This is a genomic window from Streptomyces sp. NPDC091682 (assembly GCF_044756625.1).
Lineage (GTDB): Bacteria > Actinomycetota > Actinomycetes > Streptomycetales > Streptomycetaceae > Streptomyces.
Genome location: NZ_JBIVTH010000030.1, coordinates 31,339 through 56,273, shown reverse-complemented (window position 1 = coordinate 56,273; position 24,935 = coordinate 31,339). Strand labels below are relative to the sequence as shown.

Below are 24,935 nucleotides of genomic sequence, written 5' to 3'. Positions count from 1 at the left end.
GAGCGGCCGACGATTGAGGTGGATCTTCGATGGAGGTATTGCCGCTGGTGGCGCTGGTCGCCGGTAGCGCGGCCGTCGCGGGGCTGGCGCGCCGCACCCCGGTGCCCGCACCGCTGCTGCTGGTCGCCGCCGGTCTGCTGGCCGCGTACGTCCCGGGGGTGCCCGCCTACGCCCTCGACCCGCACATCGTGCTGCCGCTGCTGCTGCCGCCGCTGCTGTACACGGCCGCCGTGGACAGCTCGTACCTGGACCTGCGCGCGAACGTCCGGCCGATCGCCATGCTGTCGGTGGGCTACGTGCTCTTCGCGACGGTGGCCGTCGGGTACGCGGCGTACTTGCTGGTGCCGGGGCTCTCGCTGCCGGTGGCGCTGGTGCTGGGCGCGGTGATCGCCCCGCCGGACGCCGTCGCCGCCACCGCCATCGCCCGCAAGCTGCGGCTGCCGAACCGCATCACGACCATCCTGCAGGGCGAGTCCCTGGTCAACGACGCCACCGCGATCACCGCGTACAAGGTGGCGCTGGCCGCGGCCGTCGGGGTGAGCGCCGGCTGGGCGGGCGGCATCGCGGAGTTCCTGCTGGCCTCGGTCGGCGGCATCGGCGTCGGCCTGCTGCTGATGGTGCCGATCCACCAGCTGCGCACGCGGCTGAAGGAGCCGCTGCTCCAGAACACCCTGTCGTTGCTGATCCCCTTCGTGGCGTACGCGGCCGCCGAGCGGGTGCACGCCTCCGGGGTGCTCGCGGTGGTCGTGGTCGCGCTGTACCTCGGGCACCGGAACTGGCAGGTCGACTTCGCCACCCGGCTCCAGGAGGAGGCGGTGTGGAAGGTGGTCGCCTTCGTGTTGGAGTCGGTGGTCTTCGCGCTGATCGGGCTCCAGCTGCCGGTGGTCCTCATGGGGCTCGGGGAGTACGACGGCCTGCACGCGGCCACCTACGCGATCGCCGTGTTCCTCGCGGTGGTGGTGGCCCGGTTCCTGTGGGTGTTCCCGGCGACCTTCGTGCCCCGCTGGCTGTCGCCGCGGATCCGGGACCGGGAGACGGAGACCGACTGGAAGGCCCCGGTGATCGTGGGGTGGGCCGGGATGCGGGGCGTGGTCTCGTTGGCCATCGCCTTCTCGGTGCCGATGTCGGTGCCGCACCGGAACCTGATCCTCTTCCTGACCTTCACCACGGTCATCGGGACGCTGGTGGTGCAGGGGCTGACGCTGCCACCGCTGATCCGGGCGTTGAAGTTGCCGCCGAAGGACGTGCAGGCCGAGACCCTGGCGGAGGCGCAGGCGCAGAGCGAGGCCTCGCGGGCGGCCGAGGAGCGGCTGGCGGAGCTGCTGGAGGAGCCGGAGAACAGCACGCTGCCGCCGCCGCTGGCGGACCGGCTGCGGACGGTGATGGAGCGCCGGCGCAACGCGGTGTGGGAGCGGCTGGGCGAGGTCAACCCGGAGACGGGGGAGTCGGCGGACGACGTCTACCGGCGGCTCGCGCGGGAGATGATCGCGGCCGAACGGGAGGTCTTCGTGACGCTGCGTGACGACCGCCGGATCGACGACGAAATGCTGCGGGCGCTCCTACGCAGGCTGGACCTGGAGGAGGCCGCGGCCTACCGCGAGGAGGGCTGAGCGCGCACCCCCTACGGCCGGCCCGTGACGACGGCGGCGAGGACCGTGCCGCGCGCGAAGGCGCCGGCCGCGGTGAGTTCGGTCAGCGCCCAGAGCAGCTTGGCCACGTAGATCCGCTCCACCGGGAGGCCGTGGCGGGACCCGAAGTCGGCGGCGAAGGCCTCCAGCTCGGCCGGGACCCGGGCGTAGCCGCCGTGGTGGAAGTCCTCGGCCAGGGTCCACGCGCCGGCCGGACCCCCGAAGGCGGCGGCCTGGAGGGAACGTATCTCCGCGGTCAGGAAACCGCCCGCCAGGACCGGAACCCCGAGCGCGCGCTGCCCGGGGGCCAGCCCGGCCGCGAGGCCGGCCAGCGTTCCGCCGGTACCGCAGGCCACTGCCACGACGTCGGCGGCGCCGCGCAGTTCACGGCCGAGCTCGGCGCAGCCGCGCAGGGCGAGGGCGTTGCTGCCGCCCTCGGGGACCACGTACGCGCCGCCCGCGCCCGCCGCGTCCACCAGCCGGGCCAGTTCCCGCGGCTCGGCCTTGCGGCGGTACTCCGACCGGGACACGAAGTGCAGCCGCATTCCGTCGGCGGCGCACCGGGCGAGCGACTCGTTCAGGGGCCGGCGGGCCAGCTCGTCCCCGCGCACGATGCCGACCGTCCGCAGCCCGAGCAGCCGCCCGGCGGCCGCGGTGGCCCGCAGGTGGTTGGAGTACGCCCCGCCGAAGGTGACCAGGCCGTCGTGGCCGGCGTCCACGGCCGCGCGCAGGTTGGGCGCGAGCTTGCGCCACTTGTTGCCGGGCAGTTCGGGGTGCACGAGGTCGTCGCGCTTGAGCAGGAGCCGTACGCCGTGGCGCTCGAACCCGTCGTCGTGGACCTCCTGCAGGGGCGACGGCGGGCGGGGCTGTAGGAGCACGTCAACGTTCGCGGGGCGGTTCACCCTTCCATTGTGGGGCGCCGCGCTCCCTGACACCGCATGCCGGAGCCGGAGCCGGAGCCGGAGCGTGAAGGCGCGGCCCCGGCACCGCGGGTGACGCGCGCGTGATCGGTGACCACGCGCCGGAACGGGCGGTGCCCGGTCCGCCCGGCGTGCCGAAGGGCCCGGTCCCGGGCACCCACCCGTTCGTCGTGAGCACCGAACCCGGCCCCGCAGCCCGCGGCGACACGGAACGCCCCGCGGAGGCATGACTCCGTACCCCGGCTGCCCCCGCTGGTGTTCGGCAACCGGTGGGATTACTTCAGGCGCTCGGCGATGCGGTCGCGCATGGAATCCATCGTGAAGCCCCGGGGGTCGACCTTGCCCGGCTGCCATTCGCGGTGGCCGATCACCGAGCGGGCCGTCCAGCGGTGTATCCGGCACACGGCCGCCGAGGCGCGGGCGATGGCGTCGAGCTGGACCGCCGGCCAGGGGTCCTGGCCGTCGCCGAGGTTCTCGCACTCGAAGCCGTAGAAGTGGCGGTTGCCGTCGGTGTCCGTCTCGTTGTCCGGCGGCAGCCGCTTCTCGGCGATCACCGCCGCCAGGACGTCGGAATCGCCGGCGCCCGCGTGGTTGGCGCGGCCGTATCCCACGAGGTGGACGCGGCCGTCCTTGGCGATCACCCCGTGGCAGAGCGGGCCGGGCAGGTCGCCGTGGCCGTTCCGGCAGAGCTCGACCGTGTACGGGGTGCCGCGGGTGACGGTGTGGTGGATCATCACCCCGTGCACGGGTCCCCAAGGGCCCTTGTGGTTGCGGTTGTGGGTGCGCCAGGCGCCGACTTCGACGACGGTGAGGCCCTCGTTGCGCAGTGCGTTGATGAAACGGTCCGCGGACATGGGTGCGGACATGGCCGCCTCCTTCGTTGCGGTGCGGGCCGGGCACCCTCTGTGCCTGGCCCGTCACCCTCCGGTTTAGTGGAGGCAGTCCTTCCGCGGCTAGTGCATTCGTACGGTGAGCGATCCGATCCGGCCAATCAGGCCGATGCGAGCCACAGGTCCGGGCCGAAGACCTCGTAGTGGATGTCGGCGGCCGGCAGCCCCTTGGCGATCAGCTGTTCGCGCACGGCCCGCATGAAGGGGAGCGGTCCGCACAGGTAGGCCCTGGTGCCCGGGGCGAGGGGGACGTCCGAGAGGTCCATGCGGCCCTCGCCGTCGCCCGGCTCCGCCGACTCCTCGTACCAGAACCGGGCCGAGGCGTCGGCCAGTTTGTGCGTCAGTGCCCGGTGGTCGCCCCGCAGCGGGTGGTCGGCGGGGGAGCGGTCGGCGTGCAGCACGGTCACCGGGGCGGCGTGCCCGGTGTCGGCCAGGTGCTCCAGCATCGAGAGCATCGGGGTGCAGCCGATGCCGGCCGAGGCGAGCAGCACCGGGGCGGCCGAGTCCGCCAGGACCAGGTCGCCGTAGGGGGCCGAGACCCGCAGGGTGGCTCCGGCGTGGACCCGGGCGTGCAGGTGGTTGGAGACCTCGCCGTCGGGGCCCGCGGCGGCCGGGCCGTGGACCCGCTTGACGGTGATCGCGCGGACCGCGGAGCCCGGGGAGGTGATGAGGCTGTACTGGCGGATCTGGCGGGCACCGTCAGGGAGTTCGACCTGGACCGAGACGTACTGGCCGGGCCGGTGGGCGGGCACCGGGGCGCCGTCCGCGGGGGTGATCCGGAAGGTGGTGCAGTCCGCGGTCTCGGCCACCCGCTCGGTGACGGTCCACTCGCGCCACACGTCGCCGGCGACGACCCGCTGCTCGGCGTAGAGGCGCTCCTCCAGGGTGATCAGGGCGTTCGCCATCAGCCAGTAGACCTCGTCCCAGGCCTGCGCGACCTCGGGAGTGACGGCCTCGCCGAGGACCTCGGCGATCGCCTCGAAGAGGTGTTGGTGGACGACGGCGTACTGCTCGCGGGTGACGCCGAGGCTGGCGTGCTTGTGGGCGATGCGGCCGAGCATCACGTCGGGCCGGGTGTCCGGGTGGGCGAGGAGGTGGGTGGCGAAGGCGGCGACGGAGCCCGCGAGGGCCTGCTGCTGGAGGCCGGCCCGCTGGTTCCCCCGGTTGAAGAGGTCGCGGATCAGCGCCGGGTGGGCCGCGAAGAGCTTGGCGTAGAAGAGCTCGGCTATGTCGCCGATCGCCGCCCCGACGGCGGGCAGGGTGGCTCGTACGGTCGCGCTCGACTTCTCGGACAGCATGCGGAACTCCTCGCGTGATGGACGTGACTGTGTGAATTTGCATCTAAGATGCGTATTTTTGATCGAAGAAAGTCCGTCGTGGTGCGGACTTTCGTTCGAACTCCCGCCGTTCCGGTCTGGTCGGGCGGCGCTAACCGGCCATGCGGCCGGAGGGGTCAGGGCCCCCCGGATCCGCTCGGCGCCCTGCTCGAAATGCCCAGCAGGAGCGGTCCGGTCGGGGACGCCACCAGGTCGTTCACCGTGAGCGGGTCCAGGGCGGCGAAGAAGGCCTCCTGGGCCCGGCGCAGGGCGCCGCGCAGTACGCAGGCGCCACGCAGCGGGCAGGGCGAGGTGCCCTCGCACTCCACGACGTCGCCCTCGCCCTCCAGTTCGCGCACCACGCCGCCGACCGGCGCGGCGCGCCCGGCGGCGGTCAGGGCGAGTCCGCCCCCGCGGCCGCGCCGGGCCTCGACCAGGCCGAGGTGTTGCAGCCTGGCGACCACCTTCGCGGTGTGCGTGTACGGGACCTCCATGGTCGCCGCCACGTCGCGGGTGGTCGGGAGGTCCGTTTCCTCGACGGCCAGGCGCATCAGGACGCGCAGCGCCAGGTCGGTGAATCGGGTCAGCCGCATGGGGTCACCGTAGGCAAACTTGCATCCCTGATGCAAGTTAGGTCTCCGTGAGGTTCGCGCGGGACCCCCGCGAGGTCGCGCTTGGCCGAAAGGGGTGGGGTGTGTGGGGCTGGAGAGGCCCATGGGGGAGATGGGCGACCCCAAAGGGTGCCCGCACCCGGACGGAGTAGTCCCACCCTTTTGTGTAATGGTCCCACCACGTTCCGTGCTGAAAGGCTGCTCCCGAAGATCCATGGAGTGATCGAAAGGGAAAGACATGTCGGTCCAGGCAGGTTCCGAGTCCGAGGCCCAGACACCGCAGCGCAGTCTCGGGACGACGGCCGCACGGAACTTGGCAACCACGACCAAGTCCGCGCCGCAGATGCAGGAGATCACCTCGCGGTGGCTCCTGAAGATGCTGCCGTGGGTGTCCGTGCAGGGCGGTACGTACCGCGTCAACCGTCGGCTGAGCTACTCGGTCGGCAACGGCGTCGTGGAGTTCATCAAGACCGGCACCCAGGTCCAGGTGATCCCGGCCGAGCTCGGCGAGCTCCCGCTGCTGCGCGACTACGAGGACCTCGACGTCCTCGGTGAACTCGCCCAGCGGTGCCGACAGATCGACTTCGAGGCCGGCCAGGAGCTGACCTCCTTCGGCAGCCCCGCCGACCAGGTCTTCCTGCTCGCCCACGGCCGCATCGAGCAGATCGGACCCGGCCCCTACGGCGAGGACGCCGTCCTCGGGACCGTCGCCGACGGCGCGTACTTCGGCGACGACGCCCTCGTCGATGAAGAATCGATTTGGGAGTACACCGCCCGCGCCGTCACCTCCGGCACCGCGCTCACCCTGTCCCGGCAGGACTTCCAGCTCCTCGCCGACCGGGTCGAGTCGCTGCGCGAGCACGTGGAGGACGTACGGACCCGGCCCGACCGGGAGACCAACAAGTACGGCGAGGCCGCGATCGAGCTCTCCGCCGGCCACCGGGGCGAGGCCGTCCTCCCCGGCACCTTCGTGGACTACGATGCCCGGCCGCGCGAGTACGAACTCTCCATCGCACAAACGGTCCTGCGGGTGCACAGCCGCGTCGCCGACCTCTACAACCACCCGATGAACCAGACTGAGCAGCAGTTGCGGCTCACGGTCGAGGCGCTGCGCGAGCGCCAGGAGCACGAGATGCTCAACAACCGCGACTTCGGCCTGCTCCACAACGCCGACTACGACCAGCGCATCCAGCCGCACGACGGCGCGCCCGGCCCCGACGACATGGACCAGCTCCTCAGCATGCGGCGCGGCTCCAAGTTGTTCCTCGCGCACCCCAAGGCGATCGCCGCCTTCGGGCGCGAGTGCAACAAGCGCGGCATCTACCCGGAGTCGGTGGACGTCGGCGGCAACCGGGTGCCGGCCTGGCGCGGGGTGCCGATCTTCCCGAGCAACAAGATCCCGATCAGCGACGCCCGCACCACGTCCATCCTGTGCATGCGCACGGGCGAGGACGAGCAGGGCGTGATCGGGCTCCACCAGCCGGGCATCCCGGACGAGATCGAACCGAGCCTGTCGGTCCGCTTCATGGGGATCAGCGAGCAGGCGATCATCTCCTACCTGGTCACCGCCTACTTCTCGGCCGCGGTGCTGGTGCCCGATGCGCTCGGGGTGTTGGAGAACGTCGAGATCGGCCGCTGGCGCTGACCGCCGTGAACGCCATCGCGACCGGTGAGGGCCAGGACGCCGCGGCCCTGTTGGAACGGACGAGAGAAGCGGTCGACCCGCAGCTGCGCCGCACGGTCGAGAGCCTGCCGGGTTCGATGCGACGCGTGGCGATGTACCACTTCGGCTGGGTTCACGAGGACGGCAGCCCCGCCGCGGGCGGGACCGGAAAGGCCATCCGGCCTGCCCTGGTGCTGGCCGCCGCCCAGGCCCTGCGCGGTTCCGGGGCCGGTCCGGCGGACGAGGCCGTACGGGCAGCGGCGGCCGTGGAGCTGGCGCACAACTTCACGCTGCTGCACGACGACATCATCGACAAGGACGTCCGGCGGCGGGGCCGGCCCACGGCATGGACCGTCTTCGGGACGCCGGACGCCATCATCACGGGCGACGCGATGATGGCGCTCGCGCTGCGGCTGCTCGCGGAGGATCCGCATCCGGCCGCCGCGGCGGCCTCGGCCCGGCTCGCGGCCTGTGTCATCGAGCTGTGTGCGGGCCAACAGGCGGACTGCGCCTTCGAACGGCGCCCGCAGGTCTCGCTCGACGAGTGCCTGGCCATGGCCACGGCCAAGACCGGGGCGCTCCTGGGCTGCGCGTGCGCGCTGGGCGCCCTGTACGCGGGGGCCGGGCCGGACGAGGTCGACGCCATGGATTCCTTCGGTCGGGAGGCCGGGCTGGCCTTCCAGCTGATCGATGACCTGATCGGCATCTGGGGGGACCCGGGACACACCGGCAAGCCCGCCGGGGCGGACCTGATCGCCCGCAAGAAGTCCCTCCCGGTCGTGGCCGCCCTCACCTCGGACACCACGGCGGGGAAGGAGCTGGCCGAGTTGTACGCCGGTCCCATGACCGGGGAGGACGTGCGCAGGGCGGCTGACGCGGTGGACCGGGCCGGCGGGCGGGACTGGGCGCAGGCCGAGGCGGCGGACCGGATGGGGCGGGCGGTCCAGCAGCTGTCCCGGGCCGTTCCGGACCTCGGGGCGGCGGGCGGCCTGCTGGCGCTCGCGGAGTTCGTGACGCGGCGCACGCGGTGAGCGCGCGGGGGCGCGAGTAGAGCCGGGGGCCGAGGGGGCGAGGCCCGAGGGGGAGGCGAGGCCCGTTCCGGTACCGCACCGTGCCGGAACGGGCCTTACCGCATGTCCGCGCCAACTCTAGGATCGCTCACGGTTGTTGACACGTGAGTGAAGGGTGTGACCAGTGGCGCTGGAGATACGTCAGGCGGATCAGTCGGACCGGGACGCGGTGGCGGGATTGCTCGACGAGGCCTTCCGCACCGACCCGGTGAGCAGCTGGGTCTTCCCGGACCCGGACCACCGGGCCGCGGTGCACGGGAAGTTCCTGGGCGTCTTCGTGGACGTGGCGCTGGAGGAGGGCCGGATCGACTACGCCGTGGACGGCTCGGCCGCCGCGCTGTGGCTGCGGATCCCGGCCGGTGACCCGGAGGGGGAGCCCGTCGAGGACGAGGTCCCGGCCCGGATGCGGGCCGCGGCCGACCCGGACAACGAGCGGTGCGAGCTGGTCGGGCGCCTCACGGGCGCGGTGCACCCGACGGCGGAGGAGCACGAGTACTTGCTGATGATCGCTGTCGCCCCGGGCCGGCAGGGGCAGGGGCTGGGGAGCGAGCTGATCCGGCCGGTGCTGGAGCGCTGCGACCGCGAGGGCGTGCCGGCGTATCTGGAGGCGAGCAGCGGACGCAGCAAGGGGCTCTACGAACGGCTGGGCTGGGAGTTCACGGGGGAGGCGGTACGGCTTCCGGACGGGCCGCTGATGTGGCCGATGTGGCGCAAGCCGCGGGGCTGAGCGTCGCGGTCCCGTCCGGGGCGATGGTCCTTGCGTAACCACTTCAGGCGAAGTACTTTGTGCGACGTGCCTCGGTGTGGTGGCACTGCCCAGTGGAAGAGAATCGCTTGCGCAAGCTCACGTACTTCATCGCCACGACCGTCGACGGGTTCATCGGTGCCCCGGACGGCGACGGCGATTTCTTCTACGGCCACGTGGACCCCGAGTTCCTCGGGCACCTGGTGGCCGAGTACCCCGAGACCATCTCGGCGCAGGGGCGCGCCCACCTCGGGATCGCCGACGCCGCGCCCAAGCGCTTCGACGCGGTGATCATGGGGCGCAACACCTACGAGCCGGGCCTCAAGGCGGGCATGACCAGCCCCTACGGCCACCTGCCCGAGCAGTACGTCGTCTCGCGCTCCCTCGCCACCGCGCCGGACCCGCAGGTCCGGCTGATCGGCGGCGACCTGGTCGCCGAGGTGCGCGAGCTCAAGGCCCGGGACGGCCTCGGCATCTGGCTCTGCGGCGGCGCGGACCTCGCCACCCAGCTGATCGACGAGATCGACGAGATCATCGTCAAGACCTACCCGGTCTTCGCGGGCACCGGCATGCCGATGTCCCGCGCCGGCTTCGACGTGCGCCTCCTGGAGCTCACCGGGGTCAAGACCTTCGGCGGCGGCCAGATCATTAGCACGTACGCCGTCAGCAGGAGCTGACCCGCCGAACGCACGGAACCGGCCTACCGTGGAGGTATGGCCGGTGAACAGCAGCACCACGCGCACGAGACGGTGGCCCCGCAGGCCGGGCACGAGCAGCAGACGTGCCCGGCGTGCGGGCGCCGCGTCGACACGGTGGTCAGGCGGCGCAAGTCCCTCGGGATCTTCATCCCGGTGTGGGGTCGGGGTCCCTGCCGGAACCCCGACTGCCCCGATCACGCGGATCCCGAGGAGCGGTGACTCAGCCCTTGGCGGCGAGGTCCTTCGCACCCAGACCGGAGGCGAAGCCGTTGGCCCAGAGCTGGTTGACCCGTGCGCGCTCGGCGGAGTTCGGGTTGGCGTTCGTGCACGAGGTGCCCGGGCCGCCGCCCGACATCAGCTCGCTGCACGGACCCGAGTAGTGGTCCGGCAGACCCAGCACGTGGCCGGTCTCGTGCGCCGTCACCCGGGTGGAGTTGTACTGCTGGTTCTGCCGGTAGTCGAGGAAGATGTAACCCCGTCCGTGCCCGTCCGTGCTCGCGTACGAGCCGCGTGAGTCGTTGCCCTCGCGGTACGAGAAGTTCCCGCCCGAGGACACCTCCTGCAACTTGACGTTGGACACCGAGCCGTTCCAGATCTGGGTGGAGCGGGCTATCTGGGTGCGGAAGCTCGGGGCGCTGCGGGTGTTGTACGTGACGGTCACGGCCAGGGCGCCGGGGTTCGCGGCGCGCTGCTCGGCGACCGCGCGCTGCACGGCCTCGAAGAAGGCGGCGTTGGCGGCCGCGTTCTCCGGCGAACGCTCGTAGGTGGCGTAGCTCACGGCGTTTCCGACGGGGGCGGGCGCGGCGGTGGCGGTGGGGACGACACCAAGGGTGGCGGCGAGGCCGAGGCCGACGGTGGTGGCCAGCATGGCCTTACGGGAGTGGCGCATGTGGGGGAGCTCCTACTCGTCCGGTGCGGTGGGGGTGGTCTTTCGAACCGGAGTCTGCGGGAGCCGAGGTGCCCGGCGGATGATGTCACTCCCCGATAGCGCGGGCCTATCGGGGAGATTTCGGCAGCCCAACTAGCGTGAGAATGGCGGGATTCGGGGGGCTATCGGTGGCTGGTGCGGTCAGCAGGGGGCGGCCTACCCTCGGAGGATGGAGCTTGAGGTCAGGCACCTGCGCGCGCTGTGCGCCATCGCCGACGCCGGAAGCCTGCACAAGGCCGCCCGGCAACTCGGCGTGAGCCAACCCTCCCTGACGACCCAGCTGCGCCGCATCGAACGGGCCCTCGACGGCGAGCTGTTCCTGCGCGAGCGGACCGGCTGCCGGCCCACCCCCTTCGGCCGGACCGTCCTGGGCCGGGCCCGCCCGCTGCTCGCCGAGATGGCCGCGCTGGTGGCGGAGGCCCGCGAACTGGCCCACGCATCGCGGCTGCGCATCGGCTCCACCGCCAGCAGCGCGCTGCCGGGCTGGCTGCGGCGGATCCACCGGCGGCTCCCGGACACCGAGACCTCGCTCGTCGTCGACGTCTCCGCCAACGCACTGCTGCGGATGGTGGCCGCGGGACAGCTGGACGTGGCGTTCGTGCACGAGGTGGAGGGCAGTCCGCTGCGGGTGCCGCCCGGACTGCAGATGCACGTGCTGATGGAACGGGAACCGCAGTTCGTGTCGATGTCCCGGGACCATCCGGCCGCCGGGCAGGCGGTGGTCTCCTTACGGGACCTGGCCGCCGACCGCTGGATGGTCGACCCCTCGGTCGACGGTGAGTGGGACGGCCTGCGCCGGGTCTTCGCCGGGGCCGGACTCGACCCGCCGGTGCTCCACGCCGACTACCACACGGCGACCTCGCTGATCATCTCCGGCGAGGCGGTCGCCCCGTGCCAGCCGACCTCCGGGCCGCGCGAAGACATGGCGATCCGGCCGCTCTGCGGGGACCCCCTCGCCGTGCGCCTGCTGCTGGCCACCAGACCGGGCGCGCACGCGGAGGTCTACGAGGACCTGCGCGCCGCCTATCGCGAGGCCGCCCTGCGCACGCCCCCGTACCGGGCCTGGCTCCACCACCACGCGAGCCCGCTGCTGGAGGTGGCCTGACCCGGCGCCCCGGGTCCGCCCCCTCCTAGGCTGTCCCTTCCGGATCGCTGCCCCTTTCGGATCGGGCCGACGCCCCGCGGGCGGCCGTCCGCTCCGCGACGGACGTGACGCAGGTCACGGGAACTCCGCCCCGGGTGCCGGACAGCCGACAGGAGTGACGACAGAGATGCGAACCCGGGTGCGGTCCGGAGATCCGGACGCCTACGCGGAGCTGTTCGACAGCTACGCCCGCACCCTCTACAACCACGCCTTCCGGATGACCGGCGACTGGGCCGCCGCGGAGGACGTCATGTCGGCCGCCTTCCTGGAGGCGTGGCGGCTGCGCGCCGCGATCGACCCCGAAGGCGGCTCGCTGCGGCCCTGGCTCCTGGGCATCGCCACCAACCTCGCCCGCAACCACTGCCGCAGCAACCGGCGCTATCGGGCCGCCGCTGCCGCCGCCACGGCGGCGGCCGGCGCCGCCTCCGTGCCCGACCACGCCGAGGAGGTGGCCGGCCGGTTGGACGACCGGCGGCAGATCGCGGCCACGCTCGGGCAGTTGAGTGCGCTGCGCGGACCCGAGCGCGAGGTCCTCCTGTTGTGCCTGGGCGAGGGACTGGAGTACGCGGAGGTCGCCCGGGTCCTCGGCATCCCGGTCGGAACCGTCCGTTCCAGGCTGTCCCGCGCCCGTACGAAGCTACGCAAACTCGCTGAAACAGAAATGAAGAAGAAAAACCGGGAACTCGCGGCCCGGCCCCGACAGACACATGGCGACCGCACGAACACGGTCCGGTCCGCACAGGAAGGAACCCGATGAACCCCGACCTCTCCCGGCCCCGCCCGGCCGGCCAGGAGGAGCACCCGCTCCTTGCGCCGTTCGCCGAACGGGAACTGCCCGCGGGCCGCCACCAGTTCCACAAGGAGCGCCTGATGGCCCAGATCCACGAAGACCTCCGAGCCGCCGACACCGCCACCTCGGTCCCCGCCCGGACCGCCCCCGCCCGTGCCGCCGGGTCGCGCAACCCGTTCCTGCGCCGGGCGGTCCTCGTGCCCGCCGCCGCCTTCGCGCTGGCCGGAGCGCTCGCCGTCGGCTTCCTCTCCTACGTGGACCGGGGCGCCGCGGACGGACCCGGCTCCACGATCGCCACGGGCCCGGCGCTGACCACCCGGATCGGCACCGCCGACCCCAAGGGGGCGCCGCAGCTCCTGGACCGGATCTCGCTGGCCTCCGCTTCGGTCTCCGGCCCGGCCGTGCGCGCGGACCAGTTCGTCTACATCGGCAGCAAGACGGCCAACACCTACGTGAAGACCGTGGGCAAGAAGAGCACCCTGGTCAGCCTGCCGCTGCACGTGCGCCACCAGTGGAACTCCCCGGACGGCACCAAGGGCTGGCTGATCGAGCCCGGCAACACCGGACCGGAGGGCGTGACCCTGGCGGGCCCCGACGAGAAGGGCAACACCCCGACGCCGTACCTGAACGCGCCCACCTACGACTACCTCGCCGCGCTGCCCACCGATCCCGACGTGCTGCTCCGACGGATCTACGAGGAGACCAAGGGCATGGGCAACGGCCCCGACCAGGAGGCCTTCACCACGATCGGCGACCTGCTGCGCTCCAGCTACCCGCCGGCCGAGCTCACGACCGCGCTCTACAAGGCGGCGGCGAAGATCCCCGGCGTGGTGACGGTCGACGAGGCGGTCGACGCCGCGGGCCGCAGCGGCGTCGCGGTCGCCCGGCTCGACGAGCACTCCGGCCAGCGCGTGGAGTGGATCTTCGACCGGCAGACCCTCACCTTCCTCGGCGAGCGCAGCGTCCAGGTACAGGGCGAGGCCGGCGAACAGGGCCTGATCAAGCCCGGCACGGTCGTGTACACCAGCGCCGTCATGACCCGGACGGTCGTCGACCGGATCAAGGAGCTGCCGCCCACGGCCCCCTGACCCCCCGCCCGGGCCCGGCACCGCCCTTAGGTCGGGTGTCGCGCCCGGGCCCGGTCGTACGCCAGGGTCGCGGTCCCGTGCGCCAGCAGGACCGCACCGGCCGTCGCCCAGCCCGGGCTGCGGCGGCGGACCGCCCAGGCCAGCAGGGGCGCGCCGGCCGCCACGTGGGCCGCGCCCAACAGTCGGGCCCGCGGGCCGCGGACCCACGGGCCGAGCGGGCCCCGTTCCGCCGCGTCGAGCTCGGCCCGTACCGCGTCGCGCCAGCCCGACCACTCCAGCGTCTCCACGCCGGGAGCCACCCGGGCCGCAGCCCGCAGCCGGTCGGCCGGTTCGCCCGGGGCGAGCCCGGGCGGCAGGGCGAGTCCGGCGCGCGAGAGCAGGGCGACCAGCGCGAGCAGCCGGGCCTCCCCGTCCACGGCGGGGTCGCTGCCGGGGCGGGTGAGGCGCTCCAGTTCCTCCAGGTCGAGTACGGGGTCCAGGCCGAGCCGCGCCGACAGGGCGCGCATGGCATCGGGCTCGCCGGCCGGGCGCCCGGTCACGTCCCACGCGTAGGAGACGGTCCGCCGGAACCCGCCGGCCAGGGCGAATCCGGTCCGGCCGCCCTCCCAGCACAGGCTCAGCACCGGCCGGTCGGTACCGAGCGCGATCGCCGAGCCCCAGCCCGAGAGGACCTCCATCACGGTCTCCGGGCCGTCCCGCCACGGCTTGTCCTCGGGGACGAGCACGCTCCACGCGCCCGCCGGGGCGAGCAGCAGGCGTACGCGCAACAGGTGTGCCGGGGGCCGGACGGCAAGGGGTTCGGCACGGCAGAGCAGCATTCCGCCGGTCGCGGCCCTGGATATTGACATGCGCACACAATAGTGCAAAACACCCCGAACCGTGGGGTTTCGGAAGGGCGCTTGACTTCGTTCAACCGCGATATATCGTGTTAACAGAAGACGCGATATGTTGCGTGCGTCGAGCCCGGTCCGTGAACGCACGAGGAGGATCAGCACCATGGCAGAGCAGTCGCCCGAGTCGTCGCCGTCGCCGTCGACATGGCACTTCGACGAACCGCAGAAGCTCACCTTCGAGGAGCCGGTGACCGAGCTCCGCGTCCGCCTCGTGAGCGGCACGGTGAACGTGGTCGCCGCTGAGGAGGGCCCGGCCCGCTTGGAGGTGACCGAGGTGGACGGGCCGCCGCTGTACGTCGTGCAGGACGGCGGCACGCTCACCGTGTCCTACGAGGACCTGCCCTGGAACGGCTCCCAGGGCCTCAAGCAGTGGTTCGAGACGAAGCCCTGGAAGGCCTGGGCCGGTTCCGCCTCCGGCCGCAAGGCCTGGGAGCGCAGCGTCGCGATCACCCTCACCGTGCCCGCCGCCACCCAGGTCCACGTCGCCGCGGTCGGCGCCGCCGTCTTCGTTTCCGGCATCTCCGGCGGCACCGACGTCAACGGGGTCTCCGGCGACGCCACGCTGGTCGGGCTGTCCGGCCGGGTCAAGGCGCACACCGTCTCCGGCGGCGTCGAGGCCCAGTCCGTCTCCGGCGAGTTCGGCTTCCACTCCGTCTCCGGCGGCCTGACGGTGGTCGACGGCTCCGGCGGCAACGTGCGGGCGGACTCGGTCAGCGGCGACATGCTCATCGACCTCGCGGCGGACCCCGCCGACCCGAAGCCGGTGGACATCTTCCTCAATTCCGTCTCCGGGCAGGTCGCGATCCGTCTCCCGCACCCCGCCGACGCCAAGGTCGAGGCCAACACCGCCACCGGCCGCGTCTCCAACGCCTTCGAGGACCTGCGGGTCTCCGGCCAGATGGGTGCCAAGCGGATCACCGGAACCCTCGGTTCCGGCGCCGGCACCCTGCGGGCGACCACGGTCTCCGGCTCGATCGCCCTGCTGCGCCGCCCGCAGGCCGACGCGGACCGCCCCGCCGCCCCCCTCGCGCTCGACAAGAAGGTGCTCTGACATGCCGCCCGTCTTCGCCCACGGCCGACTCCGCCTGTACCTCCTCAAGCTGCTGGACGAGGCCCCGCGCCACGGGTACGAGGTGATCCGCCTGCTGGAGGAGCGCTTCCAGGGCCTGTACGCGCCGTCCGCGGGCACCGTGTACCCGCGGCTGGCGAAGCTGGAGGCCGAGGGGCTGGTCACGCACGCCACCGAGGGCGGGCGCAAGGTGTACTCGATCACCGACGCCGGCCGGGCCGAACTGGCCGACCGGGGCGGCGAACTGGCCGACCTGGAGCTGGAGATCCGCGACTCGGTCACCGAGCTCGCCGCCGAGATCCGCGACGACGTGCGGGGCGCGGCGGGAGACCTGCGCCGCGAGATGCGGGCCGCGGCGTCGGCGTCGGCGACCCAGGTCGAGGACGAGTCCTGGAAGGCCGCCAAGGAGGACCTGCGCAAGGCGCGGCAGGAGTGGAAGGAACAGGCGCGCCGGGCGAAGGACGAGAGCCGCCGCGCCCGCGAGGAGGCGCAGCAGGCCCGCCGCCAGGCCAAGGAGGCCCAGGAGCGGGCCCGCGAGGAGGTCCAGCGCATCGCGGGCCAGCTCCAGGAGCAGTTCGCCAAGTCCGGCGGCGTCCTGGGCAGCCTGGCCGGAGCCTGGCTCGGGGGCGGTACGCAGGCCACGTCCTCGGCGGGGGACGCGGCGGCCCATGCGGCGGCGGACGGGGACTGGGCCGCCGACCTGGTGCCCACCGGCGACCCGGCCCGAGACCTGGACCGGCTGCTGGACCGGTTCCGCGACGAGGTCCGCGACGTGGCGCGGGACCGCGGGGTGACCGCGGCCCAGGTGGCCGAGGCCCGCGGGCACCTGAAGGCGGCCTGCGGCCGGCTGGGAACCACGTTCGGGGCCAGGTCGTAGCCCGCCCGCGGCACTGCTGCCGGGACGCCGCCCCGGGCTCCGCCCCTCAAACTCCCCCCAGCTACCGCCGGGGCGGTCAGGCTGCCAGGGTGGTTTCGGCCGTGCCGTAGGTGACGCCGTGGTCCGACAGGACCTCGGAGACGGTGCCCGGGCGGGAGATCAGGGCCAGCAGCAGGTGCAGGGTGCCGATGTGGTTGTCCTTGCGGCCCAGCGCGATGCGCAGCGACTGCTCCAGCACCTTCTTCGCGCCCTCGGTGAAGGGGACCCGGTAGCTGCCCGCGCGGTCGTCCGCGTCCTCGCGCCCCAGGGCGGAGCGGATCGAGGCGCCCAGGGTCCGCCTGCGGGGCGCGGGGGCCGCGAGGGCGCCCTGGCCGTGGGTCTCCTCGATGCGGGAGACGATCTCGGTGAGGTCGATGCCGAGTCCGGCCAGCGCCTCCTCGTCCGCCCTGGACATGCCGCCCCGGCGGCGGGCCGCCGCGAGGTCGGCGGCAACGGCCGCGCGGTCCACGCCGAGCGGGTCCAGGACGCCCAGGGCCAGCAGGGAGAGCAGCAGGTGCTCCTCGGTGACGGTGGGGGCCCCGGTCTGCCGGGCCTCGGTCGCCGCCCCGGTCACGGTCGACCGGGCGTCGCGGGTGAAGCGTTCGAACATCAGAGCCTCCCGTACTTCTTGTGCACGGCCTGCCGGCTGACGCCCAGCTCGGCCGCGATCTCCTGCCAGGACCACCCCTGCGCGCGGGCGCTGCGTACCTGTACGGCCTCCAGCTGCTCCAGCAGCCTCCGGAGGGCGGCCACGGCACGCAGGCCCACGCGCGGGTCACGGTCACCGGCCCGCTCGGCGAGATCAGTGGCTTCGGTCATGGATGTCAATGTAGGTTGACGCGGGAGGCTCGTCAACCCCAGTTGACGCCGAGGCGGTCAGGGGGTGAGGACGATCTTGCCGAAGAGGTCGCCCGCCGCGAGCTTCTCGAATCCCTCCCGCGCCCGGTCCAGCGGCAGCACCTCGTCGATGACCGGCCGCAGCCCGGTGGTCGCACAGAAGGCGAGGAGGTCCTCCAACTCGTCCTTCGAGCCCATCGTGGAGCCGACCACCTTCAGCTCCAAGAAGAAGATCCGGGTCAGCTCGGCGTGCGCGGGCCGGTCGCCGCTCGTGGCGCCGGAGATGACCAGGGTTCCGCCCGGACGCAGGGACTTCACCGAGTGCGACCAGGTGGCGGCGCCCACCGTCTCGATCACCGCGTCCACCCGTTGCGGCAGCCGTGCGCCCGGCTCGAACGCCTCGACCGCGCCCAGCTCCACGGCCCGCTTGCGCTTGGCCTCGTCCCGGCTCGTGGCGAACACCCGCAGGCCGGCCGCCTTGCCGAGGGCGATCGCGGCGGTCGCGACGCCGCCGCCGGCCCCCTGCACCAGGACGGAGTCCCCGGGGCGGACCCCGGCGTTGGTGAACAGCATCCGGTACGCCGTCAGCCAGGCCGTCGGAAGGCAGGCGGCCTCCTCGAAGGAGAGCTCGGCGGGCTTGCGCAGCACGTTCCAGGCGGGGACGGTCACCTGCTCGGCGAAGGTCCCCTGGTAGCGCTCGGTCAGGATCGAGCGGGGCTCGTCCGGGCCGACCCCGTGGCCGCTCTGGCCGATCACGGAGTGCAGGACGACCTCGTTGCCGTCCTGGTCGATCCCGGCGGCGTCGCAGCCGAGGATCATCGGGAGTCTTTCCTCGCCGAGGCCGACCCCGCGCAGCGACCACAGGTCGTGGTGGTTGAGGGAGGCGGCCTTGACGTTCACGGTCACCCAGCCGGGCTTGGCCTCGGGGGCCGGGCGGTCGCCCAGCACGAGGCCGTTCAGCGGCTGGTCACGGTCGATTCGGGCGGCGTAGGCAGCGAACATGCGGCGACGCTACCGCTCAGTAGGGCCTGGTTCCAGACCTCCCGCCACCGCACGGGTGAGGCCTTCGTCGCACCCGGCCCGGTCCCGGGCGGGGGCCGCGCGGAAAAGCAGAGGCCCGGCCGGAGGTGATCCGGTCGGGCCTCTTGGCGTACTGCTCAGGTCCGGTCAGGTCCGGTCTCAGACGAGACGGGCCACACCGTCGGCCTTGGCCGCGGCGGCCACGGCCGTGGCGACCGCCTCGGCCACGCGCTCGTCGAACGGCGACGGGATCACGTAGTCGGCGGCGAGCTCGTCACCCACGACACCGGCGATGGCATCGGCGGCGGCGATCTTCATGCCCTCGGTGATCCGGGTGGCGCGCACCTTGAAGGCACCCGCGAAGATGCCCGGGAACGCCAGCACGTTGTTGATCTGGTTCGGGAAGTCCGAACGGCCCGTGGCCACGACCGCCGCGTACTTGTGCGCGACGTCCGGGTGGACCTCCGGGTTCGGGTTGGCCATGGCGAAGACGAACGCGTCCTTCGCCATGGTGGCCACCGCCTCCTCGGCGACGGAGCCGCCGGAGACGCCGATGAAGACGTCCGCGCCGTTCAGCGCGGTCTCCAGGGAGCCCGTCTGGCCGGTCTTGTTGGTCAGGCCCGCGATCTCCGCCTTGACGTCCGTCAGGTCGGAGCGGTCCGCGGACACGACGCCCTTGCGGTCGGTGACGCAGACGTCGCCGATGCCCGCGTCCACCAGGATCTTGGCGATGGCGATGCCCGCCGCGCCCGCGCCCGAGATCACGGCGCGCAGGTCGCCGAGGGTGCGACCGGTGAGCTTGGCGGCGTTGCGCAGCGCGGCCAGCGTCACGATGGCCGTGCCGTGCTGGTCGTCGTGGAAGATCGGGATGTCCAGCGCCTCCTGGAGGCGGCGCTCGATCTCGAAGCAGCGGGGCGCCGAGATGTCCTCCAGGTTGACCCCGCCGAAGGACGGGGCCAGACGGATGACCGTCTCGACGATCTCGTCCGTGTCCTTGGTGGCGAGCGCGATCGGAACCGCGTCCACACCACCGAACTGCTTGAAGAGGATGGCCTTGCCCTCCATCACGGGGAGGGAGGCTTCCGGGCCGATGTCACCGAGGCCGAGCACGGCCGTGCCGTCGGTGACGACGGCGACCACGTTGGACTTCCAGGTGTACTCGTTCACCAGCTCCGGCTGCTCGGCGATGGCGGTGCACACCTTCGCCACGCCCGGCGTGTACGCCAGGGACAGGTCGTCCTTGTCGTTCACCGGAACCGTGGCCTGGATGGCCATCTTGCCGCCCCGGTGCAGTGCGAACACCGCGTCGGGGTTGTTGTCCGTCGCGCTGTCGCTGCGAGGGTTGACGATCTCCGCTGCCACTTCGTGTGACCCCTTAATTCCTTTTGTTCGTTGAGGGTGGCCACTCCTGGTTAAGGGGTGGGCGGGCACCGCGTCCGTACTCCGCGTCAACGGTTGGCCCGTCTCCGCGAAGGGGAGGTTCGTACGCGCGGGCGCGCCGCACGCGCGCCCTGAGCCCCGGATGAGGGGTGTAAGGATCTGTTCTACCCGAAGAACGCTCGCCCAGACGAGTCGATTCCCGCTCAACTGTAGGTCCCCTGCCCGGCTTTTGGCGAAAAGTCCAAACCTTGCCGTCCAGTGGGCGAGACGCCCCGTAGAAACTGCGGCAAAAACAGCAGGTCACAGCAGTATCTGCGGCCTCGAACCCCGTTCTCCGCAGTCCTGTTGGGCTACCCGGGGCGCCCGTTATGCGATTTTGACCTGACGGGCACCCTGAATGTCTCAGTCCGAATGGCAAGATGCCGTAATCACACAAGGTCGCGACACTCGATGGTGCGTGTTCGACCGTTTTTCGTTGCTTTTCCACCAGCGCCGGAGGAACCAAGCCATGACCGCTAGCACCACCCGTCGTACGACCGCTGCACGGTCCCGGATCGCCGCGGTCGGCGCGATCGCGGTCGCGGGCGCCCTGATCCTCACCGGTTGTGGTGACCAGACCGACAAGGCCTCCAGCACCCCGTCGGGCTCGGCCGCCAACAGCAGCGCGCCGCTCTTCGCCAAGCTCCCGAAGAAGATCCAGGACGCGGGTGTCATCAAGGTCGGCACGGACGCCACCTACGCGCCGATGGAGTTCACCGAGGGCGGCAAGATCGTCGGTGTCGACCCCGACGTGGCGGCGGCCCTGGCCAAGCAGCTCGGCGTGCAGTTCAAGTTCGAGTCCGGCACCTTCGACACGCTGATCGGCAGCATGCAGACGGGCCGCAGCGACCTGGTCATGTCCTCGCTCACCGACACCAAGGCCCGTCAGGAGGGCCTGGACGACAAGGGCGCCAAGACCGGTGCCGGTGTCGACTTCGTCGACTACTTCTCCGCGTCGACCGGCATCCTGGTCAAGAAGGGCAACCCCCAGAACATCAAGACCCTCGACGACCTGTGCGGCAAGACGGTCGCCGTCCAGCGCGGCACCACGTACGAGGAGTCCGCCAAGACCCAGGCCGAGAAGTGCAAGACGGACGGCAAGGGCGAGCTCAAGATCGAGTCCTTCCCGACCGACGCCGAGGCCCAGACCCGCGTGAAGGCCGGTGGCGCCGCCGCCGACCTGAACGACTCCCCGGTCGCCGCGTACATCGCGCAGACCGCCGGTGGCGGCAACGACTTCGAGGCCATCGCCAACCCGACCGACGCCGGCCTCTTCGGCATCGCGGTGGACAAGAAGAACACCGAGCTGCGCGACGCGCTCAAGGAAGCCCTTGACGCGGTCATCAAGGACGGCACCTACAAGGCCGCCCTGGAGAAGTGGAACGCGGGCTCCGGCGCCGTGACCGAGGCCAAGATCAACGCCGGTTCCTGACCTCCGCGTACCACCGCAGCACACTGAAGGGCAGTCACTGTGACTGACAAGCTCGACAAGGTCCCGGGCCCGGCGGACAACCCGCCGGCCGGGGCCGTCCCCCCCGAGGCCATCAAGGCCATCCCGGTGCGCCACTACGGCCGCTGGATCAGCGCCGTGGTCGTCATCGGCCTGGTCGTGGCGCTCGTCTTCGCCTTCTCGCAGGGCAACGTGCGCTGGGCGACCGTTCCGGAGAAGCTGTTCGACCCGTCGATCCTGCGCGGTGTCGTCAACACGGTCTGGATCAGCATCACCTCGATGGCCCTGGGCCTGGTCCTCGGCATCCTCTTCGCCGTCATGCGGCTCTCGAAGAACCCGGTGACCAGCACGATCGCCTGGTTCTACATCTGGCTGTTCCGCGGCACCCCGGTGTACGTGCAGCTGCTGATCTGGTTCAACCTCGCCCTGATCTTCCCGATCCTGAACCTCGGGTTCTACAAGGATGAGATGACCCAGGTCATGACCCCGTTCCTGGCCGCCCTGCTGGGTCTGGGCCTGAACGAGGGCGCGTACATGGCGGAGATCGTCCGCGCCGGCATCCAGTCGGTCGACGAGGGCCAGACCGAGGCCTCGCACGCGCTCGGCATGACCCGCACGCAGACGATGCGCCGCGTCGTACTGCCGCAGGCCATGCGCGTGATCGTGCCGCCGTCGGGCAACGAGTTCATCAACATGCTCAAGACCTCGTCGCTCGTGGTCGCCGTGCAGTACTTCGACCTGCTGCGCGCCGCCCAGGACATCGCCTCGACCTCGTTCGCGGTGATGGAGATGTTCTTCGTCGCGTCGATCTGGTACCTCGCCCTGACCTCGGTGTTCAGCGTCGGCCAGTACTACCTGGAGCGCCGTTACGCCCGTGGTGCGCTCCGCTCGCTGCCGCCGACACCGCTGCAGAAGATCAAGGCGAAACTGTCCAGCTTCTCGAACCGCAAGGCGGTGGCCTGATGACGACTGCCATGGTGAAGGCCGAGGGCGTCCACAAGTCCTACGGTGCGGCGCACATCCTCAAGGGAATCGACCTGGAGGTCGCCCCGCGTGAGGTCTTCTGTCTGGTCGGCCCGTCCGGCTCCGGCAAGTCGACCTTCCTGCGGTGCATCAACCACCTGGAGCAGATCAACGCCGGACGGCTGTACGTCGACGGGGACCTCGTCGGCTACCGCCAGAAGGGCGACAAGCTCTACGAGCTGAAGGACAGCGAGGTCGCGGCGCAGCGGCGGGACATCGGCATGGTCTTCCAGCGCTTCAACCTCTTCCCGCACATGACGGCCATCGAGAACGTGATGGAAGCCCCGGTCATGGTCAAGGGCGAGTCCAAGGCGGTGGCGCGCGAGCGCGCCATCAAGCTCCTGGACCGCGTCGGTCTCGGTGACAAGGGCGGGAACTACCCCACCCAGCTCTCCGGCGGCCAGCAGCAGCGCGTGGCGATCGCCCGCGCGCTGGCCATGGAGCCGAAGCTGATGCTCTTCGACGAGCCCACCTCAGCGCTCGACCCGGAGCTGGTCGGTGACGTCCTCGACGTCATGCGGGACCTGGCCGAATCGGGCATGACCATGATCGTGGTCACGCACGAGATGGGCTTCGCCCGCGAGGTCGGCGACAACCTCGTCTTCATGGACGGCGGCGTGGTCGTCGAGTCGGGCCACCCCCGCGAGGTCCTGGGCAACCCCCAGCACGACCGCACGAAGGCGTTCCTCTCCAAGGTGCTGTAGCCCGGAGGTGCGGTTACTCCGAGGTGCAGTTACGCAGAGGTCCTGTTGCTCCGAGGTGCAGTGGCCTGCACCCGCGGACGGACGAGGGGCGGTACGGGATCCCGTACCGCCCCTCAGTCATTTCGGGTCCCTACTTCAGACCTAGGACCAGCGCGTCCGAGGGGGAGCGCCAGACCGTACGGGCCTCAGCGAAGCCGGCGGCGCGCAGGGTCTCGGCGTGCCAGGCCTCGGAGGGGGTGTCGCCGTCCGCGTGCTCCCCGTAGATCTCGAAGCGCCGCTTCACGTGCTCGGTCAGCGCCGGGTCGGCGCCCGCCAGGTCCCACCACTCGCGCCAGTCCACCGCCCCGGCCGACTTGGCCCGGTCCATGCCGGCGTGCCGGTGGGCGCGCTCGGCGGCGTTGATGCGCGGGGTGGCCGGTTCGGGCATGTGGTCGGCGTTCATGAACACCCCGCCGGGGGCCAGCAGCGGTGCGAGCTGCCCGTAGAGCACGGCCAGGTCCTCGCTGTGCAGCCAGTGCAGGGCGGTGGCCGTCAGGATCGCGTCGTAGCCGTCGTGGGGGAGGGCGGCGCGCCAGTCCGGGTCCTTGAGGTCGGCGGTCACGAAGGTGACGCGTGCGTCGCCCGCGAAGTGCCCTTCGGCGATGGTCAACAGGGCGGGGTCGAGATCGACGCCCGTACTGGTGGCTTCCGGGAACCGCTTGAGGACGCGGTCCGTAATACTTCCCGTACCGCATGCGAGATCCAGCACCCGGGGGGCGGGTCCCACCAGTGCCTCGACCATGTCCAGCATCACCCGGAACCGCTCCTCGCGGTCGGGCATGTACCACTCCTGCTGCCGGTCCCAGCTGTCCTGCCAGGACTGCCAGTCGGTCGCGCCCGTCGCTTCGGTCGTATGCGCCGTATCCGCCGTATCCGTCATCCCGAACCCCTCCATACGTAATACCCTCGAAGACGTCTCAGCTGTTACCGGAGACATTAATCCGCAGTCGTAAGGACTACAAGTGGAACTGGCCCATTACTCGGACTTCGCCGTGCGCCTGGTCAACACCGAGGAGCCGGCCCGCAACAAGGACGCGCTCACCTCGGTGGACGCCGTCCGCGCCCTGTTCGGCGCAAGTCAGCAGATGGCGCGCCGCGTCACCGACGGTGACGTCACCCGCTTCCGCAACGTCCGCGGCCGGTTGCGCTCCGTCTTCGAGGCCGCCGACGGCGGCGACGAGGTCCTCGCGGTCGACCTGCTGAACTCGCTGCTCATGGAGTTCCCCGTCAGCCCCCAGGTGTCCGGCCACGAGACCCTCGCCGACGACGGCCGCCCCGACTGGCACATCCACCTCGCCGAGCACCCCTCGAACGCCTCCGCCGGCTACGCCGCGATGGCCGCCATGGGACTGGCCTTCGCCCTCACCGAACACGGCCCCGACCGCCTCGGCCTGTGCCAGGCCGCGCCCTGCCGCAACGCCTACCTGGACACCTCCACCAACCGCTCCCGGCGCTACTGCTCCGACCGCTGCGCCACCCGGGCGAACGTGGCCGCCTACCGGGCCCGCAAGCGGCTGGAGGCCGAGGAGTCCGCCCGTAGCGGGCGCAGCGCCGAGACCGCCCAGGACAGCCGGGCCCTCAGTGAACGCTGATCCTCCTCGCGCGGCCTGAAGCGCAGCACCGCGGTGGCCAGCACCAGCTCGGCCGGCACCGGCCCGAAGACGGTGCTGTCGCCGGTCTCGTTGTACGGGTTGTCGCCGAGCACCCACCAGCTGCCGCCCGGCCGCCGCTCCACCGCGCGCTTGATCACCAGCAGGTCCTGCTGGAGCGGATGGCGCAGCACGACCACGTTGCCCGGCCGGACGGCAGCCCCGTACCGGACCACCAGCTGGTCCCCGTTCAGCAGCGTGGGCACCATCGACGGCCCCGTCACCTCCGCCACCCCGAACCGCTTGCGCGGGCGCCCGAACTCCACCATGCGTGTCCTCCTCGTCACCCCCGCATGCTGCCGCACGGGCCCGTACGTTCGCTCACCGGTCCGGCCGCGCGCCTGGACTTTTGTCCTAAGCCCATGGGGGCGCCCGCGAAATCCGGTTCTTCAGCGAGTAATCTCCACCTTGAGAAGACGATCACG

General features: G+C 71.7%; 27 protein-coding genes. 15 read left to right on the top strand and 12 right to left on the bottom strand.

All coding sequences use genetic code 11. The features are described 5' to 3' along the window. The first annotated feature begins 29 nt into the window (after positions 1 to 29). On the top strand, positions 30 to 1,610 hold the full coding sequence (locus tag ACIQK6_RS38945) for a Na+/H+ antiporter (protein ID WP_402697192.1): 1,581 nt from the start codon (positions 30 to 32) through the stop codon (positions 1,608 to 1,610). 11 nt (positions 1,611 to 1,621) lie between these two features. Here ACIQK6_RS38945 and ACIQK6_RS38940 read toward each other — a convergent pair whose 3' ends face one another. The 4 genes from ACIQK6_RS38940 to ACIQK6_RS38925 all read right to left on the bottom strand — a co-directional run bounded on the left by ACIQK6_RS38940 (position 1,622) and on the right by ACIQK6_RS38925 (position 5,347). Then, positions 1,622 to 2,530, bottom strand: a complete 909-nt coding sequence (locus ACIQK6_RS38940) for a pyridoxal-phosphate dependent enzyme (protein ID WP_329099107.1) — start codon at positions 2,528 to 2,530, stop codon at positions 1,622 to 1,624. Positions 2,531 to 2,823: 293 nt separating this feature from the next. Further along, entirely contained in the window at positions 2,824 to 3,414 is a 591-nt protein-coding gene (locus ACIQK6_RS38935) for an N-acetylmuramoyl-L-alanine amidase (RefSeq protein WP_329099106.1), read from the bottom strand. Between the two features lie 125 nt (positions 3,415 to 3,539). Next, a complete protein-coding gene (locus ACIQK6_RS38930; protein WP_402697190.1) occupies positions 3,540 to 4,736 on the bottom strand; it encodes a globin domain-containing protein in 1,197 nt (398 codons plus the stop codon). Between the two features lie 155 nt (positions 4,737 to 4,891). Further along, entirely contained in the window at positions 4,892 to 5,347 is a 456-nt protein-coding gene (locus ACIQK6_RS38925) for an RrF2 family transcriptional regulator (RefSeq protein WP_402697188.1), read from the bottom strand. 256 nt (positions 5,348 to 5,603) lie between these two features. Between ACIQK6_RS38925 and ACIQK6_RS38920 the strand changes: the two genes are divergently transcribed. The 5 genes from ACIQK6_RS38920 to ACIQK6_RS38900 all read left to right on the top strand — a co-directional run bounded on the left by ACIQK6_RS38920 (position 5,604) and on the right by ACIQK6_RS38900 (position 9,760). Then, on the top strand, positions 5,604 to 7,010 hold the full coding sequence (locus ACIQK6_RS38920) for a family 2B encapsulin nanocompartment shell protein (protein WP_329099103.1): 1,407 nt from the start codon (positions 5,604 to 5,606) through the stop codon (positions 7,008 to 7,010). Positions 7,011 to 7,015: 5 nt separating this feature from the next. Next, positions 7,016 to 8,059: a family 2 encapsulin nanocompartment cargo protein polyprenyl transferase gene (locus ACIQK6_RS38915; protein ID WP_402697186.1), complete on the top strand. Its 1,044-nt coding sequence runs from the start codon at positions 7,016 to 7,018 to the stop codon at positions 8,057 to 8,059. Between the two features lie 163 nt (positions 8,060 to 8,222). Continuing rightward, the gene (locus ACIQK6_RS38910; protein WP_329099102.1) at positions 8,223 to 8,825 is read left to right on the top strand and encodes a GNAT family N-acetyltransferase; all 603 of its coding nucleotides are present in this window, start codon (positions 8,223 to 8,225) and stop codon (positions 8,823 to 8,825) included. Positions 8,826 to 8,932: 107 nt separating this feature from the next. Then, positions 8,933 to 9,520 carry a dihydrofolate reductase family protein gene (locus ACIQK6_RS38905; RefSeq protein WP_329099101.1) on the top strand — a complete coding sequence of 196 codons (588 nt, stop codon included), beginning with the start codon at positions 8,933 to 8,935 and terminating at the stop codon, positions 9,518 to 9,520. Positions 9,521 to 9,556: 36 nt separating this feature from the next. After that, entirely contained in the window at positions 9,557 to 9,760 is a 204-nt protein-coding gene (locus ACIQK6_RS38900; protein WP_327383332.1) for a hypothetical protein, read from the top strand. A gap of 1 nt (position 9,761) precedes the next feature. Here ACIQK6_RS38900 and snpA read toward each other — a convergent pair whose 3' ends face one another. Further along, entirely contained in the window at positions 9,762 to 10,430 is a 669-nt protein-coding gene (gene snpA / locus ACIQK6_RS38895; RefSeq protein WP_329099100.1) for a snapalysin, read from the bottom strand. A 208-nt stretch (positions 10,431 to 10,638) separates the two neighbouring features. On the opposite strand from snpA, the gene ACIQK6_RS38890 reads away from it, so the two are divergent. From ACIQK6_RS38890 to ACIQK6_RS38880, 3 genes are all read left to right on the top strand, one after another. Then, on the top strand, positions 10,639 to 11,574 hold the full coding sequence (locus tag ACIQK6_RS38890; protein ID WP_189972299.1) for a LysR family transcriptional regulator: 936 nt from the start codon (positions 10,639 to 10,641) through the stop codon (positions 11,572 to 11,574). Between the two features lie 166 nt (positions 11,575 to 11,740). Then, the gene (locus tag ACIQK6_RS38885) at positions 11,741 to 12,370 is read left to right on the top strand and encodes an RNA polymerase sigma factor (protein WP_329099099.1); all 630 of its coding nucleotides are present in this window, start codon (positions 11,741 to 11,743) and stop codon (positions 12,368 to 12,370) included. Continuing rightward, the gene (locus ACIQK6_RS38880) at positions 12,367 to 13,491 is read left to right on the top strand and encodes a CU044_5270 family protein (RefSeq protein ID WP_329099098.1); all 1,125 of its coding nucleotides are present in this window, start codon (positions 12,367 to 12,369) and stop codon (positions 13,489 to 13,491) included. Before ACIQK6_RS38885 ends, ACIQK6_RS38880 begins: the two co-directional genes overlap by 4 nt. A 26-nt stretch (positions 13,492 to 13,517) precedes the next feature. On the opposite strand, the gene ACIQK6_RS38875 is transcribed toward ACIQK6_RS38880, so the two are convergent. Then, a complete protein-coding gene (locus ACIQK6_RS38875; protein WP_402697183.1) occupies positions 13,518 to 14,339 on the bottom strand; it encodes a hypothetical protein in 822 nt (273 codons plus the stop codon). 148 nt (positions 14,340 to 14,487) lie between these two features. Between ACIQK6_RS38875 and ACIQK6_RS38870 the strand changes: the two genes are divergently transcribed. Next, positions 14,488 to 15,435, top strand: coding sequence for a DUF4097 family beta strand repeat-containing protein (locus ACIQK6_RS38870; RefSeq protein WP_329099097.1), 948 nt, complete (start codon positions 14,488 to 14,490; stop codon positions 15,433 to 15,435). 1 nt (position 15,436) lies between these two features. After that, positions 15,437 to 16,330: a helix-turn-helix transcriptional regulator gene (locus tag ACIQK6_RS38865; protein WP_402697181.1), complete on the top strand. Its 894-nt coding sequence runs from the start codon at positions 15,437 to 15,439 to the stop codon at positions 16,328 to 16,330. Positions 16,331 to 16,406: 76 nt separating this feature from the next. Here ACIQK6_RS38865 and ACIQK6_RS38860 read toward each other — a convergent pair whose 3' ends face one another. The 4 genes from ACIQK6_RS38860 to ACIQK6_RS38845 all read right to left on the bottom strand — a co-directional run bounded on the left by ACIQK6_RS38860 (position 16,407) and on the right by ACIQK6_RS38845 (position 19,588). Then, entirely contained in the window at positions 16,407 to 16,979 is a 573-nt protein-coding gene (locus tag ACIQK6_RS38860; RefSeq protein WP_402697180.1) for a Clp protease N-terminal domain-containing protein, read from the bottom strand. After that, a complete protein-coding gene (locus ACIQK6_RS38855; RefSeq protein WP_030013034.1) occupies positions 16,979 to 17,188 on the bottom strand; it encodes a helix-turn-helix domain-containing protein in 210 nt (69 codons plus the stop codon). The genes ACIQK6_RS38860 and ACIQK6_RS38855 overlap by 1 nt, the downstream gene beginning before the upstream one ends. A gap of 57 nt (positions 17,189 to 17,245) precedes the next feature. Further along, positions 17,246 to 18,208 (bottom strand): zinc-binding dehydrogenase, encoded by a 963-nt coding sequence (locus ACIQK6_RS38850; RefSeq protein WP_328788787.1) that lies wholly within the window; start codon positions 18,206 to 18,208, stop codon positions 17,246 to 17,248. Positions 18,209 to 18,385: 177 nt separating this feature from the next. After that, on the bottom strand, positions 18,386 to 19,588 hold the full coding sequence (locus ACIQK6_RS38845; RefSeq protein WP_384827995.1) for an NADP-dependent malic enzyme: 1,203 nt from the start codon (positions 19,586 to 19,588) through the stop codon (positions 18,386 to 18,388). Between the two features lie 526 nt (positions 19,589 to 20,114). Here ACIQK6_RS38845 and ACIQK6_RS38840 point away from each other — a divergent pair. Genes ACIQK6_RS38840 through ACIQK6_RS38830 form a run of 3 tightly spaced genes read left to right on the top strand, consistent with a single transcriptional unit; the run spans position 20,115 to position 22,822 of the window. Beyond that, positions 20,115 to 21,077, top strand: coding sequence for an ABC transporter substrate-binding protein (locus ACIQK6_RS38840; protein ID WP_329099093.1), 963 nt, complete (start codon positions 20,115 to 20,117; stop codon positions 21,075 to 21,077). 39 nt (positions 21,078 to 21,116) lie between these two features. Continuing rightward, positions 21,117 to 22,058, top strand: a complete 942-nt coding sequence (locus ACIQK6_RS38835; RefSeq protein ID WP_402697177.1) for an amino acid ABC transporter permease — start codon at positions 21,117 to 21,119, stop codon at positions 22,056 to 22,058. Further along, the gene (locus ACIQK6_RS38830; RefSeq protein ID WP_328788785.1) at positions 22,058 to 22,822 is read left to right on the top strand and encodes an amino acid ABC transporter ATP-binding protein; all 765 of its coding nucleotides are present in this window, start codon (positions 22,058 to 22,060) and stop codon (positions 22,820 to 22,822) included. The genes ACIQK6_RS38835 and ACIQK6_RS38830 overlap by 1 nt, the downstream gene beginning before the upstream one ends. Positions 22,823 to 22,952: 130 nt before the next feature. On the opposite strand, the gene ACIQK6_RS38825 is transcribed toward ACIQK6_RS38830, so the two are convergent. Beyond that, entirely contained in the window at positions 22,953 to 23,741 is a 789-nt protein-coding gene (locus ACIQK6_RS38825) for a methyltransferase domain-containing protein (protein WP_402697175.1), read from the bottom strand. A gap of 82 nt (positions 23,742 to 23,823) precedes the next feature. Here ACIQK6_RS38825 and ACIQK6_RS38820 point away from each other — a divergent pair, with 82 nt between their 5' ends. After that, positions 23,824 to 24,453 (top strand): CGNR zinc finger domain-containing protein, encoded by a 630-nt coding sequence (locus tag ACIQK6_RS38820; protein ID WP_314243938.1) that lies wholly within the window; start codon positions 23,824 to 23,826, stop codon positions 24,451 to 24,453. Here the strand turns inward: ACIQK6_RS38820 and sodX are convergent. Continuing rightward, positions 24,357 to 24,779 (bottom strand): nickel-type superoxide dismutase maturation protease, encoded by a 423-nt coding sequence (gene sodX / locus ACIQK6_RS38815; protein ID WP_329099083.1) that lies wholly within the window; start codon positions 24,777 to 24,779, stop codon positions 24,357 to 24,359. The two genes, ACIQK6_RS38820 and sodX, sit on opposite strands and share 97 nt — an antisense overlap. Between the last annotated feature and the right edge of the window lie 156 nt (positions 24,780 to 24,935).